Source organism: Coleofasciculus sp. FACHB-542, from assembly GCF_014695825.1.
GTDB lineage: Bacteria > Cyanobacteriota > Cyanobacteriia > Cyanobacteriales > FACHB-T130 > FACHB-T130.
On sequence record NZ_JACJPB010000008.1, the window covers coordinates 1 to 13,804 of the forward strand.

Annotated in this window: 14 protein-coding genes; 5 read left to right on the forward strand and 9 right to left on the reverse strand. The window is 48.0% G+C overall.

The annotated features are described in order from the left end of the window. Window positions 1-333: 333 nt before the first annotated feature. Window positions 334-873 carry a retropepsin-like aspartic protease gene (locus H6F52_RS00965; RefSeq protein WP_190531317.1) on the reverse strand — a complete coding sequence of 180 codons (540 nt, stop codon included), beginning with the start codon at window positions 871-873 and terminating at the stop codon, window positions 334-336. Between the two features lie 98 nt (window positions 874-971). Between H6F52_RS00965 and H6F52_RS00970 the strand changes: the two genes are divergently transcribed. After that, the gene (locus H6F52_RS00970; protein ID WP_190531319.1) at window positions 972-1,109 is read left to right on the forward strand and encodes a hypothetical protein; all 138 of its coding nucleotides are present in this window, start codon (window positions 972-974) and stop codon (window positions 1,107-1,109) included. On the opposite strand, the gene H6F52_RS00975 is transcribed toward H6F52_RS00970, so the two are convergent. The 8 genes from H6F52_RS00975 to H6F52_RS01010 all read right to left on the reverse strand — a co-directional run bounded on the left by H6F52_RS00975 (window position 1,102) and on the right by H6F52_RS01010 (window position 7,979). Further along, complete coding sequence (locus H6F52_RS00975) at window positions 1,102-1,944, reverse strand: sulfite exporter TauE/SafE family protein (RefSeq protein ID WP_190531321.1); 843 nt, start codon at window positions 1,942-1,944, stop codon at window positions 1,102-1,104. The genes H6F52_RS00970 and H6F52_RS00975 overlap by 8 nt on opposite strands. A 169-nt stretch (window positions 1,945-2,113) precedes the next feature. Continuing rightward, window positions 2,114-3,640, reverse strand: coding sequence for a glycosyl hydrolase family 57 (locus tag H6F52_RS00980; protein WP_190531323.1), 1,527 nt, complete (start codon window positions 3,638-3,640; stop codon window positions 2,114-2,116). 200 nt (window positions 3,641-3,840) lie between these two features. After that, complete coding sequence (locus H6F52_RS00985; protein ID WP_190531325.1) at window positions 3,841-3,981, reverse strand: hypothetical protein; 141 nt, start codon at window positions 3,979-3,981, stop codon at window positions 3,841-3,843. Window positions 3,982-4,263: 282 nt separating this feature from the next. After that, window positions 4,264-5,301 (reverse strand): LD-carboxypeptidase, encoded by a 1,038-nt coding sequence (locus tag H6F52_RS00990; RefSeq protein WP_190531327.1) that lies wholly within the window; start codon window positions 5,299-5,301, stop codon window positions 4,264-4,266. 15 nt (window positions 5,302-5,316) lie between these two features. Continuing rightward, complete coding sequence (gene dhaL, locus H6F52_RS00995; RefSeq protein WP_190531329.1) at window positions 5,317-5,952, reverse strand: dihydroxyacetone kinase subunit DhaL; 636 nt, start codon at window positions 5,950-5,952, stop codon at window positions 5,317-5,319. Between the two features lie 56 nt (window positions 5,953-6,008). Continuing rightward, entirely contained in the window at window positions 6,009-7,082 is a 1,074-nt protein-coding gene (gene dhaK / locus H6F52_RS01000) for a dihydroxyacetone kinase subunit DhaK (protein ID WP_190531331.1), read from the reverse strand. A 60-nt stretch (window positions 7,083-7,142) separates the two neighbouring features. Further along, window positions 7,143-7,568, reverse strand: a complete 426-nt coding sequence (locus H6F52_RS01005) for an HNH endonuclease (RefSeq protein ID WP_190531333.1) — start codon at window positions 7,566-7,568, stop codon at window positions 7,143-7,145. 6 nt (window positions 7,569-7,574) lie between these two features. Beyond that, entirely contained in the window at window positions 7,575-7,979 is a 405-nt protein-coding gene (locus H6F52_RS01010) for a hypothetical protein (RefSeq protein ID WP_190531335.1), read from the reverse strand. A gap of 315 nt (window positions 7,980-8,294) precedes the next feature. Here H6F52_RS01010 and H6F52_RS01015 point away from each other — a divergent pair, with 315 nt between their 5' ends. From H6F52_RS01015 to H6F52_RS01030, 4 genes are all read left to right on the forward strand, one after another. Next, on the forward strand, window positions 8,295-9,326 hold the full coding sequence (locus H6F52_RS01015) for an iron ABC transporter permease (RefSeq protein ID WP_347276175.1): 1,032 nt from the start codon (window positions 8,295-8,297) through the stop codon (window positions 9,324-9,326). Beyond that, window positions 9,323-10,366 carry an iron ABC transporter permease gene (locus H6F52_RS01020; protein WP_190531337.1) on the forward strand — a complete coding sequence of 348 codons (1,044 nt, stop codon included), beginning with the start codon at window positions 9,323-9,325 and terminating at the stop codon, window positions 10,364-10,366. Before H6F52_RS01015 ends, H6F52_RS01020 begins: the two co-directional genes overlap by 4 nt. An 8-nt stretch (window positions 10,367-10,374) precedes the next feature. Further along, window positions 10,375-11,208, forward strand: coding sequence for an ABC transporter ATP-binding protein (locus H6F52_RS01025; protein ID WP_190415802.1), 834 nt, complete (start codon window positions 10,375-10,377; stop codon window positions 11,206-11,208). 373 nt (window positions 11,209-11,581) lie between these two features. Beyond that, on the forward strand, window positions 11,582-13,750 hold the full coding sequence (locus tag H6F52_RS01030; RefSeq protein WP_190531339.1) for an acylase: 2,169 nt from the start codon (window positions 11,582-11,584) through the stop codon (window positions 13,748-13,750). Window positions 13,751-13,804 lie beyond the last annotated feature (54 nt).

Below are 13,804 nucleotides of genomic sequence, written 5' to 3' on the forward strand. Positions count from 1 at the left end.
TGAAGTTCGTCTGACTACTGAGCAAGTATTGACAATAATCCAGTTTGCTAAAGGTCATGAGACGGTCGAGCGCTGCCAGCAATGGAGCTACTGTACTGGTTATTCTTTGGATTGGCTAGACCCTACCTATAGCGGACTTGCGTAAGTCCTGCTCCTCCGATTGCAACCTCTACTCCAACAACAGGGGATTCATATCAACATTTCTTGGTGCAAGATGTAAGTTGACTCAAATACAAAACCTAACCCCCTTCCCTGCTAGGGAAGGAGGAATATGTCGCTACTATCACCGTGCCGAAAGAGCGATCGCTTAAAATTCAGCCTCACCGTACAATATTAGCGACGGTGGAACTCGACGACATCGCGTTTAATCGTGACATCGTAATTGCCAAAGAAGTCGTGTCCTAACAATCCCATATCTTGTTCTGGGCCAGCGATCGCAACTAGCACTTTGTTAGCGACAGCACCATCCACGGCAATTGATTGCACATAGCCGACGGGAAACTCGACTCCCACCGCACTCGCCGTATCAGCTTTAACAGTCTTCACCGGCACCACTCGCAACGCTGATGCCATCCGGCGGGTAATCATCGTGCCGCTAGCCCCGGTGTCTACAATCATCTCAAAAGTCTGCCCGCCATTAAACATGACATCAATGACGGGTGTGCCACCGGCGCGGCGTTTGATTCTGGCTTGAAAGACTCGTTTGTTCGCCTCATCGGTGCCGCAGAGACTCCCCAAGTCTATCGTTCTGCCCCCCGGTGCTACCATGAAGCAAGCCGCGTCCTGAGCCTTAGCCGCCTCTGGCACCCCCGCCACGGCTGCGTAGGAAACCAGCCCAGTTAGAGAAACTACCACGGTTAAAAATCGTTTCATCTTGCTTTCCTGTCTCATTAATTGAGCGCCCCGCAGATTGATTATTGCTCAATTCGTTAATTTCTGATGGCTGCTGAATGGTGTTACAACTCTGGCTTATGGCAAGTGCTTTTGTCGAGGGCGATCGCGCAGCTTATGAGCTTCTAGTCCGCCTCCCCTGTAGAAACGCGATTAATCGCGTCTCTACTAATGAAAAATACGGTTTAAGCTCTCTAGAGGAGTGGTACTTTATCTAGATTTGTGAAACACTCGAAACGCTGAAATATTTAAGATCACTCCTAGAGTAAGCTTTAGAGCTGACGCTGGAACGATTCCAGCCAGCATTCCTCCGATAATTGCTCCAATGACTGACCCGATACTCATGGGAGTAATCGTATTTTTCAGCGGAGAGCGATCGCGGAATGCTCCCCGGCTGGCGTATTGAATCAACCCGACTAACACAGTTGGAAAACTGATGAGCAAACTTGCTGTTCCTGCCGTCTTCATATCTACACCGAAGGCAAAAACGAGTGTGGGGATGATAATTTCACCCCCAGCTACCCCTAATAGGCTGCTAACCAGCCCAATCGCCAAACCAAACAGAATTCCGGCTAAAATACGCCAAGTCAAGGCAGCAGGTAAGAGGGCGGCTATCTGCTGAGGTAAAAAGCTCTCAACAATTAGAGCAATTCCAACTCCGACTAGCAGCACTAAGATAGTTCGCTCAAGCTGTTTATTTGACAGCCGTCCTGCCAAAGCTACGCCCAAAAAAGCCGTGATGATCGCTCCAGCAATCAAGGACAGCACCACAGGCAATAAAGGGATCGCTGAATCGAACGAGAGTGTTTTACCTCGAATTGCTAGGGATGCAGCAATTGTAATTAAGCTAACAACCAAATTCAGCGGGACAGCCTGACGGACTGAATAGCCCAGCACACCAGCCAACATAGGTAATCGAAACTCCGCACCTCCTAAACCAATTAGTCCTCCCAGTGCCCCAATAGGTACAGCATAGAGAAATGCAAGTTGGGGATGATGTCGGACAAGAGAACTTCTGTTTGTCTCTACAACGGGTGCGTTGGGCTTCTCCATCGATTTTTCCCCACTACTCTTTCACTCAGATTAGTTGAAAGATGAGGGTTTAAGTGATTGGGCAAGTACAACTAACTTACTTTTACTGACCTTCTAAATCTGGCAGCGTAAGTTGAGGTATCTCTCAACCTTGGCATCAGCCAGCACAAAATCTCGCCTTAGATTCACCTTAAAAAGTATCCTGAAGAATTGTCTCACCGCGTCGGTATATTTCACGAGCGTAGTCAGTCCAAACTCCTTGTCCCCAGTAGCGAAAACAGCTTGTTTGAAGCAAAAGATTATTCATCAGTGCCTCCCGATAGCTGGATTGTTGGGTAACAGATTCCCCAGAAGAAATCTGGCTTGATTCGGCTTCTCCTTGGAGCAATCGGTCGATTTTATCGTGAAATAAAGCACTGAGTTTATTCATCGGAGTCAAGACATTTTCATATCCCTTCACCCAACTCAGATGATTTGTCCAAGAAGCGCCATCCATGTGAAAGTTTGGATTAATCTGCTTTAATTCTGCAATCGCATTAGCAACTGCTTCGGGGGTACAATTTTCGGCGGGTACTCGCTCCCAAATTTGGTGTTGACCAATTGCTTGACAAGTTGGATAATCTTCAGGCGTGCAACCTGCGGCTTCTATGAGTTCCAAGTATTCTGTACCTGTCATTCCGACAACGCCTGTTTTTCCTCCGCCTTCATTTGCCATTTGATACCAGGCTTGGTTGAAGGCGCTAGGAAATTCATTCATCATCACGCCGCCATTTTCACCATCTCCAATCTGGGTAACAATGGGCGGTACCGAAACATTTCCTAACTGCTGCCGAGATAGGGTTTTAGCTTCGTAGTAAGGCTGCATTTGCGCCACTAATTTTGTATCGGAACCTTGAGTCTTAATCAGTGCCGTAATACTAATCGTTTCGCCATTAGAATTTCGCGCCACCAAGCGGTGAGGCAAATGCTTATAGGGCAAAGATTGACCAGTTAGGGTTTCAACAGAATGCTCTTGAACCATTAACCAACGGTATCCACATTCTTTCAGGGCTTTTACAAATTCATACAGCGTATCTGGGTGGTTGGGGAGGTGCATTTCTGGAGGAGAAAATCCTTTCACTCGCGCCAGTGCATCCCATCCAAAAATGGCTGCAAAATGATGTTGCCATGCTTGAATATGTAATTTGATATCGGGAATCGGGGTAGAAGGAACAACCGCATGACTCCACATTGTCCCCAGCCATTCTACATAAGGCTGGTAAGTGGGGTTACAGGTGATGCGCTTGAGATTTTCTAAGATGTCTCCTCGTCCCATTTGTCGCAGTCCCCAGAATAGATTCCCGGAGAAATCTAGCATGACGCGGGGATTGCAACCATTCGCAACCAATTCGGGAATAAAATCTGCCATACGGCTATAACAATAGGCAAATGGCCCTGCATTATGGTTGTCTCCTTCGTAGGGATGCTCAAACATATATTGCAGGTTGCTCTGGAGTTCGCCATTCGCCCCAGCGGGGATGGTAGGCTGGTGCATATGGAGCGCGATCGCAAATCCAGCCGTTACATCTTCTAACCGAATATTCGTAGTAGGTAAAAATACAGGGTTATCCTGGTTTACGACAGCACTAACTTCTTTTTCCCATCCGGAAATGTTAGGCAATCCATCAATTACTTCGGATAAAACGGGAAGCGTCGTTTTAGGAGATGAGGAAACCATTACAGATTGCTCTAATATTAGATGAATTTATTTAATTATTATATAAAGGATTAGTCAAATAATTATATTGTCTTTGGTACTCTAAATAGTCAAAAAGAAATTTCTTCAACCACTTACAGTACCAAAAACTATCCAAAAATCGCACTAAGATAAGGCGCGGTAAGGGAGTCGATGCTGAAAGCGATCGCTCTCAGATTGCTTTAACCTTTGGTTCGGCGAACATGATCGGAAATTCGCTGCTTGCGTTCCTCAGAGTTTTTGGGAGATGGCTTGATAAAATCTCCTGAACTACGGGATAAATGTTCCATAATTCGCTTCTTCCGGTCATCTGCACTTGCCATAATTTACCTACTAACTAAAAGTGTTATTGTGGGCTTTACTGTCTATTGTTACTAATAAATTTAAAATTCGCATCCCGCTAAGGGGTTAAACCCCTTGTTAACCGTTTTTCGTTCCAATAAATTTAATGTTAAAACTTCTACTCAGTTTTAACCAAGCTCTTGCCTCAGCAAAAGTTCTCCAAAGAAAACTGTCGGGAAATTTAGAATTTCAAACACATTCAAGTAGTATTTAGCGATTAGTCTATTTAAGCGGCAACCCGAATAAGAGCAACCTAAGCCGACTCATTTAACAGATGACTCTAACATCCGAATCGTATTCCGATTCGCATCAATTTCTACTGGCACGCCAACTGGCAAAGTAAATTTATCTTTAATATGACCAATCTGCGAACCATACCAAGCTGGAATTCCTAAAGGTTGAATGTGTTCTCTCAAGACTTGCGATAAAGTTAGGGAAGGTTGATTATCTTTGGGTTGACAATCGGTACATTGCCCAAAAATAAAACCAGAAATTTGCTCTAGAATACCGGCGAGTTTTAGCTGAGTCAGCATCCGGTCTATCCGGTAAGCTTCCTCCCCAATTTCTTCTACAAATAAGATACTTTGTCTCCAATCTGGCAGATAAGATGACCCCACCATTGCCACCAGCACTGATAAATTGCCCCCGACTAATTTTCCCCTAGCCTTTCCAGGCGTAATTATCTCTGCTTTAAAGCTAGCATTCGGGGGATTTTGCATTGTGACAGCTTCCCCATTAAATAGAATGCGTTTAACATAATCGACTGTAAACGGATTCCAAGTGGATGTGCCCACGGGGCCATGAAAAGTGACAACGCCACTTTTGGCATAAATTGCTAACAGCAGCGAAGTAATATCGCTGTAACCAATGAGGATTTTGGGAGAAGCTTGGATGAGGGGATAATTCAACAGTGGCAAAATCCGATTGCAACCCCAACCGCCACGCACAGCAACAATCGCTTTTACAGAAGCATCGGCAAACATAGCGTTTACATCAGATGCGCGATCGCGATCGCTTCCTGCCAAATAACCATAACGGTCGAGAAGATGCTTCCCTAACTTAACCTTTAACCCCAAACTTGCTAGGGTTTGCTGTACCTGTGCAATGTCTTTCGCGTCAATGGGACTAGCGGGATTAATTAATCCCACCGTATCGCCAACTTTGAGGCGGGGTGGTTTTGAGGGGGTTTTTAAAAATGGATTTGCGATCGCAATCTGCCGGAACTCAGTTGCGATCTCAGTTGCAATCGCGGAAAGCGCAACGGTTTTAAGAAACTGGCGGCGATTAATAATGAATGACAAATGACGATTAACAAATCACGACTGGCTATTGACAGTTTCCCACAGCGTCTTGAGAATCAGATAAGTAGACGTGGCACCCGGATCTTGATGACCGACACTGCGATCGCCTAAATAACTCGCCCTCCCTTTCTTCGCCACTAAGGGAATCGTCTGTTTCATCCCTTCCTCAGCGGCAGCTACGGCTTGTTGTAAGGCTTCTGGGGTGCTTGCACCAGCCTCGATAGCTTGCTGAAAAGTATCCGCAGCAGGTGATAGAGAATCCAGCATGGTTTTATCACCCAAATTCGCCTTACCCCGTTGTACAATGCCCTCTACAAACGCTTGAAAAAGCGTCACCATCTCCTCATCGGTCAGTTCCGACTTGCCTGCGACTGCCGTACTAGCCCGTAGGAACATCGTGCCATACAACGGCCCGCTGGCACCCCCGACACTGGAAATGAGCGTCATGCTGACAGTTTTGAGGATGTTGCCAATATCCTTATCTGCCACACTGGGTAGCTGAGTCGCCACTTTTTGAAAACCCCGGTTCATATTGATGCCGTGGTCAGCATCTCCAATTGCCGCGTCTAGTTCGGTTAGATAATCCTTATTTTGTTCTAAAACTACTGCTACGGCTTGCAACCATTGCAGGATTTGTTCTTTACTGACCATATTCAAAACTCTAAACTCAGACGCGATTTGTTGCGTCTCTACAACTCTAAACTCTTTTATATTCCCCACCTTAAAGCTGGTGTCTTCACGGGTGCATCCCAAAGTTGAATCATCTCATCATCTAACTTCAGTAGAGTGATGGAACATCCTTGCATATCCAAAGAGGTGATGTAAGGGCCAATCAAATTACGAACAATTTGAAGTTTTTTCTTTTCGCAGATTTCTGCTAATTTTCGATAGACAATGTACAACTCAGAAAGGGGAGTGCCGCCCATACTGTTAACAAAGGCAAGAACGCGATCGCCACTTTCAAACGCAGGGTCAATGAGTTCCTGTTCCACCCATTCTCCCTTATCTGCATCCCACTCGCGCACAGTGCGGGTGTAATCTCTGTCTTCGATGATAGAAACCGCTAGCATCTCGGTAATTTCATCGGCTGACTTCAAGGACATTCGCTGTCGTCCCGGTTCTCCGTGAATGCCGATGCCGGATTCTATTTCATCATCCCCCAAACTAAAAGTCGGGCTACCTTTGGCAGGGACGGTGCAAGAAGTCAGCGCCATTCCCATGCTATGCCCGTTGAGGTTAACTTGGCGACAGAGGTTGGCAACCTGCTTGAGATCGTAACCTTGTTGGGCAGCAGCACCGCAGATTTTTTCAGCAAGTACCGTCGCGCCGACACCCCGACGCCCTTGAGTATAAAGGCTATCTTTGACAGCGATATCATCATCAATCAAGATATTGCGTACCGGAATGTCCTCTGAGTGCGCGAGTTCTGCTGCCATCTCGAAGTTCATCACATCGCCGCTGTAATTCTTGACGATATTGAGGACACCCGCACCCCCCGTAACCAATTTGGCAGCTTCTAGCATCTGATCGGGGGTGGGAGAAGTGAAGACTTCACCCGGACAAGCCGCATCCAGCATCCCTAAACCGACAAAACCGCCATGCATCGGTTCGTGTCCGCTACCCCCCCCGGAGATGAGGGCGACTTTGCCAGGAATGGGTGCCTCGACGCGATAGATAAAGTGGGGGTCAAAGTGGACTTTAATTAAATCGGGATGCGCTGCTGCCATTCCTTCCAGGCTTTCGCGCACTACATTATCGGAGTTGTTGATGAGTTTTTTCATATCGTCTTAATTTCGCTGGGAATTAATTTTTAAGTTAATTAAATTAGCTTTTGTTCAAGATTAGTCAGTCGGAGGATGCCAACCACTGACTGCCCAACGCCTCCTAGCGGCAATGATAACTGGGTTATTCATTCGCAGACGAACAATTGTAGCCCGACCAATCACTGTAAGACCTTCAACCCTTGTGCTGTCAGGACTCCAGGCAAAATGGTCAGACCATATTTGCGTGCGTGGGTTGAAAAAAGTCACAGTTTCGCCCGTCAAAGGATCTATCGCCTCGGTTGAGTCACCCTTAAATTCATTGCATGAACGGCAAGCTAAACAAATGTTCTCAAAGCTTGTCTCTCCACCTTTAGAGACAGGCTGAATATGATCGTGCGTCATGGGAATTCCACTATTGGCTTCACTGGTTAAGCAATAGCAACAACGCCCGCGATCGCTATCCGCGATTTGATTTCGTAAACTTTCCGGTATGTATGCAGACACGATATCTTAAGGGGTTGGCACGCGATGTCCCCGCCATCGGAGTAATACTGCTGCGTGAGCTTTTTTTAACATGAAAAGGTCAGCCTCGTGCCGCAGCGCCATTAGTTCTAAGCGTTCTCCCTCTATCAGCGTACCGCTAGAATTGCCCTCAAGCAGGGTATTATATCGTTCCATCTCTACTGCTGTTTTGCGGCTATTAACAATCTGCCATAGCATCTTGTCATCAAGTTTATCCAAGGCAGCAATGTCAGCCTGAAACTCCTCTGGCACATCATCCCATTCCGGGGGGCTACCTATTTGTAAGGCATGAAGCATGACTTCTTCAACAGGGCGCTGCGTTGCATTAGCAGTATTAACTAAACGCTGATAGAGTATTTCTGGAATTTGAAGTGTAACAGTTTCAACTGCCATATCCAGCCTGGTGATGTTTTCTCAATGTTATGCCAGACTGCAACTTTAACTCACCAGGCAACTGTGGGGTTTGCCGTTGTTGAAATCTGGAATCCTTGTATAACTGGCAATTCAAGGATAATTTTCGCAAAGATATTGATAAATAATCGCAATAAGTCTAAAGTAATTTCTAGTTTCCTGGTTGAGCGCACCAAAGCGGCGATTTCTCATCGTTCCGAGGCGCTTGACGTTACGCCAGCATATTTAGGGTTGCAATAGCAATAAACAAACACAAGGCAGAAGGCATCGATAGAGTTGGCACCAATCCAGAAAATAGTGAAAAATCGGTTAATCGGGGAAGTTTTAGGATTTATACAGCCACGACCCTCTCTTCTTGTCGGCTTAATTCTGAGCCTCCTGATTCTCCTTATTTGCCTGGTCGTCAGTATTGGCTATGGTGCAGCCGACATTTCCGCAAGCACTATTTATGCAGCGTTGACAGCATTTGATGGGTCTGCGGATCACCTGATTATTCGGACAATCCGGCTACCGCGATCGCTCATCGCTATCCTGGTTGGTGCCGCAATGGCGATCGCGGGTGCGATTATGCAAGGCATCACCCGCAACCCCTTGGCTGACCCCGGAATACTGGGAATCAACGCAGGTGCGGCAATGGCAGTGGTCATCGCGGTATTTGCTTTTCAACCACCCGATTCAAGTCTCTATGCTGGGTACGCCTTTCTGGGTGCCGGTGCTGCTGCGATCGCTGTCTATTTCCTCGGTTCCTTGGGTCGCGGTGGACTCACCCCACTCAACCTCACCATCGCCGGTGCAGCGATTAGTACCTTCCTGTCTTCAGTGACAACCGGCATCCTGATTTTCAGCCAACGCACCCTTGATGAAATCCGCTTTTGGATGGCTGGATCGATTGCGGGGCGGGATTTCACGATTGTCTGGCAAGTGCTGCCCTATATCACCCTCGGACTGATATTAGCCTTCGCTTTAGGTAAACAAATCACCACCTTGAATCTCGGTGAAGATATTGCCAAAGGCTTAGGTCAACGAACCGCATGGGTAAAAGTTGCCGCTGCTTTCAGTGTCATATTACTGGCAGGCAGTGCCGTTGCCGCCGCTGGTCCGATTGGATTTATTGGTTTAGTTGTCCCCCACGTTGTCCGCTTGTTGGTTGGCGTCGATTACCGCTGGATTATGCCGTATTCTGCGGTTTTTGGAGCCATTTTACTGTTAACAGCGGATATCGGAGCCAGATTGCTGATTAAACCCCAAGAACTTCCAGTCGGAGTCATGACTGCTTTCGTGGGTGCGCCCTTGTTCGTTTATCTTGCCCGCTTCAAGGTGAAAAAATGAACAACTGGTTGGTCGTTCGTTCTAAGGCGCTTCCGGTATCCTTCCGTATCGATCGGCGTATTCCTAGTATCCTGAGTATTCTGGTCTTCGTTACCCTGGCGGCGATGGTTGTCAGTGTTTCTTACGGGGAATATCCGATTCCCATCATCTCCGTCATCAAAACCTTACTCGGACTGGAAACCGGAAACCCTGACTATCCCTTCATTATCAATACACTGCGACTGCCTAGAACCTTAGTCGCGGCTCTTGTCGGAGTGGCATTGGCGGTTTCCGGTACGATCTTGCAAGGCATTACCCGCAATCCCCTAGCAGACCCAGGCATCATCGGGATTAACGCGGGTGCAAGTCTGGCGGCGGTTAGTCTGATTGTTTTGTTTCCCAGTGTCCCGATTGCAATCTTGCCGGTGTCTGCCTTTGGGGGAGCATTAACTGTCGCTTTTCTGATTTACTTTTTGGCATGGGATAAAGGGAGTTCTCCGGTTCGCCTGATTTTGATTGGGGTCGGGATTGCCGCAGTCATCGGCGCTTTGACTAGCTTGATGGTGACATTCGGTGAGATTAATAGTGTGAGTCAGGCGTTGGTGTGGTTGGCGGGGAGTGTCTACGGTCGCAGTTGGGAGGAGGTATGGTCTGTTGCACCTTGGTTCGCGGTGTTGGTGCCCTTGGCTTTGGGGAAAGCGCGACAGCTGAATGCTTTAAATTTGGGCGATGATGTTGCCAAAGGGCTGGGTAGTTCGGTGGAATGGGAACGCGGCTGGTTACTCGCGATCGCTACCGCGTTGACGGGTGCGGCGGTGGCTACGGCTGGTACGATTAGCTTTGTTGGGTTAATGGCACCGCACATCGCACGTCAATTAGTGGGTTCAACTCATGAGGGGTTAATTCCTGTCTCGGCAACAATTGGGGCAATGATTGTAGTGGTTGCGGATTTGCTAGGGCGATCGCTATTTGCTCCGACTGAACTTCCCTGTGGTGTCATTACAGCCGCGATTGGCGCTCCTTATTTTATCTATCTGTTGGTGCAAAACCGCAAACGATGAACCCAAAGATGAACCGACTCTCCACCCGCAGGCTCACCTTGGCTTATGAAGGTGTGCCAATTATCAAAAACCTTGATTTGGCGATTCCGGAAGGGAAAATCACCGCTTTAGTGGGTGCCAACGGTTGCGGTAAGTCTACACTGCTGCGGGGTTTAGCGAGATTGCTCAAGCCACGGAACGGGACGGTTTATCTGGATGCGGCTGATTTGTTCAAGTTATCCACAAAAGAGGTCGCTAAGCAACTGGGAATTCTTCCCCAAGGGCCAGTGGCACCAGAAGGGTTAACCGTGCGAGATTTAGTAGCGCTGGGGCGTTATCCTTATCAGAACTGGTTGCAGCAGTGGTCAAAAGAAGATGAGCGGTTGGTCGCGTTAGCCTTGGCGACGACTGGGATGACCGAATTGGCAGAGCGATCGCTAGATACTCTTTCGGGTGGACAGCGACAACGCGCTTGGATTGCAATGGCGCTAGCTCAGGATACAGAGATTTTACTCTTAGATGAACCCACAACTTTCTTAGACTTGGCGCACCAAATCGAGGTGTTGGATTTGCTTTTGGAGTTGAACCAGACGCAAGGACGAACGCTGGTAATGGTGTTGCACGATTTAAACCAAGCTTGTCGCTATGCAGATTACCTAGTAGCGGTAAAAGAAGGTTGCGTTTATGCCCACGGAACCCCGATGCAGGTGATGACCGAAGAAATGGTGCGCCAAGTATTTGGGCTGGGTTGTCGCATCGTGGAAGATCCCGTAGCCGGAACACCGATGTGTATTCCGCTGGGGCGGAAGCTGAAGATAAGCCAAGAGGCTGCCTTAAAGGGCGATCGCTTTACTGGAAACTGAGGGCGTAGAAACAAGTCGCGATCGCCCTTGGCGCAAGCGAAGCTATCGCGCTTTCACTTCCGCGTGCAACTGCGCCACAACACATTAAACTTTTGCAGTTAACGAGAATAATTTTCAACTATTCGTTAGGAAAATGATGATAAAATTTTTCATCAAGTATTTGCAAATCGCCCACAGCAAATCTCCCACAAGCTGGAATGGGGCTACACAAACAAAGCCTGCTGACCCAGGCTGAATTGAGTCCGCGCAGGCGGACTTGTTTGAATAGAAGCGAAGCAACTTCTGCCCCCCTTCTAATCACACTTGTTAATACAAAAATAAAATTTGAAGCCGTATTTTTTGGTTTTTCAATTATCAATTTGCCAAAGACATAATGTTAAATTTTCTATCAGGGTGGGGTTTTATTAAAGAGCGTTTGCGTTCTCTTGATAAGTTCCAAAAAAATAGTAGGCGCTACGCAATCGGAGGTTTTAGAGGAAAATCTTTGCGAATTTTCCCATTAATATTAGGTTTCATCTTTACTCTATTTTTGGGGAGCCAGAGTCTAAGCTTACCAGCAGCCTCGACTGAAATTCTCTGGGATACCTACGGCGTACCGCATATCTACGGCAAGGATGCAGGAAGTGCATTTCGCGCCTTTGGTTGGGCGCAGATGCAAAGTCATGGCAACCTGCTGTTGCGCCTCTACGGTCAGGCACGGGGACGAAGTGCCGAATACTGGGGAGAAGAGTACCTAGAGTCAGATAAATGGGTACAAACAATGGGAATTCCCGAACGTGCCAGCGAGTGGAATGAATCGCAGAGTCCCGCTTTCCGCAGTTATCTGGATGCCTTTGCCGCAGGAATCAATGCCTATGCTAAGGAACATCCCCAACTGATTGATGATGAAGTGAAGGCGGTGCTGCCAGTCCAGCCAGTAGATATCCTGGCTCACGAACAGCGGGTGATGAATTTCACATTTATTGTGAATCCGCAGATTGTTCAAAGCCTTGCCGATAACAAATCAATGGGTTCTAATGCGTGGGCGATCGCGCCTAAGCATTCTGCAAGCGGAAACGCGATGCTACTGGCAAACCCGCACCTGCCTTGGTCAGATTTATTTGTCTGGTATGAAGCCCAGATTACCGCACCAGGAATCGATGCTTACGGGGCGACACTGGTTGGACTTCCCGTACTCGCGATCGCATTCAACAATAACCTTGGCTGGACTCACACCGTCAATACCCATGACGGGTGGGACGCTTACGAACTGCAACTAAAAGATGGCGGCTACCTCTTTGACGGGAAGGTTCAAGCCTTTGAGACAGAAAAGAAAATCTTGAAGGTAAAGCAAGATAACGGCATACGCTCAGAATCACTGGTTGTACAACGTTCTCTTCACGGCCCTGTTGTCGCAGGCAAGGAGGGAAAAGCCGTCGCGTTGCGGGTTGTGGGGCTTGAGCAGCCCGGTGCGTTGGAGCAGTGGTACTCGATGGCACGTGCCACTAAACTGCCTGAATTTGAGGCTGCCCTAAAGCGGTTGCAGATTCCGATGTTTACCGTGATGTATGCAGACCGCGAGGGGCATATCATGCACCTATTTAACGGTCAGGTGCCAATTCGCACATCTGGAGATTTTGACTACTGGGAAGGCATTATCCCTGGCGACACCTCTAAAACCTTGTGGACGAAAACTCATCCCTACCGCGATTTACCCCGTGTAATTGACCCACCTAGCGGCTGGTTGCAAAATACCAACGATCCACCGTGGACAACGACTTTCCCAGTAGCGTTAAATCCAGCAGATTTCCCATCTTACATGGCACCGCATTTCATGCACTTTCGAGCGCAACGCTCTGCAAGGATGCTGGATGAGGATAAACAAATTTCTTTTGAGGAAATGATTCAGTACAAGCACTCGACACGCATGGAACTGGCAGATCGTTTCCTGGATGATCTAATTCCCGCTGCACGGCAGTATGGAGATAAATTAGCGCGTCGAGCCGCTGATGTGCTGCAAGCTTGGGATCGAAATGCGGATGCGGATAGTCGGGGTGCGGTACTCTTTTACCTTTGGGCGGAAGAGATGGAATTCGATAATGCATTTAGTAGTCCCTGGAACGAGAAGTCCCCGCGCACCACACCCGACGGCTTGGCAGATCCTCAAAGCGCAGTTAAGGTGCTTTCTACCGCAGCAGCAAAAGTAGAGGCGGCTTATAAAGCCATAGATGTACCTTGGGGTGAAGTTTTCCGGCTGCGGTCTAATGGTGTGGATCTGCCTGCCAATGGTGGTTCTGGAGACCTTGGCATCTTCCGCGTTGTCAATTATGCCCCGACGAAAGATGGGCGCTTTCAAGCGGTTGAGGGCGATTCTTATATTGCTGCGGTCGAGTTTTCCAATCCAGTCAAGGCGATGACACTCATTAGCTACGGCAATGCAACTCAACCCAGATCGCCCCATCTTAGCGATCAGTTACCGCTAGCCGCCCGAAAACAGTTGCGTCCGGTATGGCGATCGCGTCAGGATATCGTTGCTCATTTGGATGAGCGCAAGGTATTCTGAGGCGCATTCATGAAAATAAAGGCCCTAGCATCAGTGCTAGGGCCTTTATGCTTC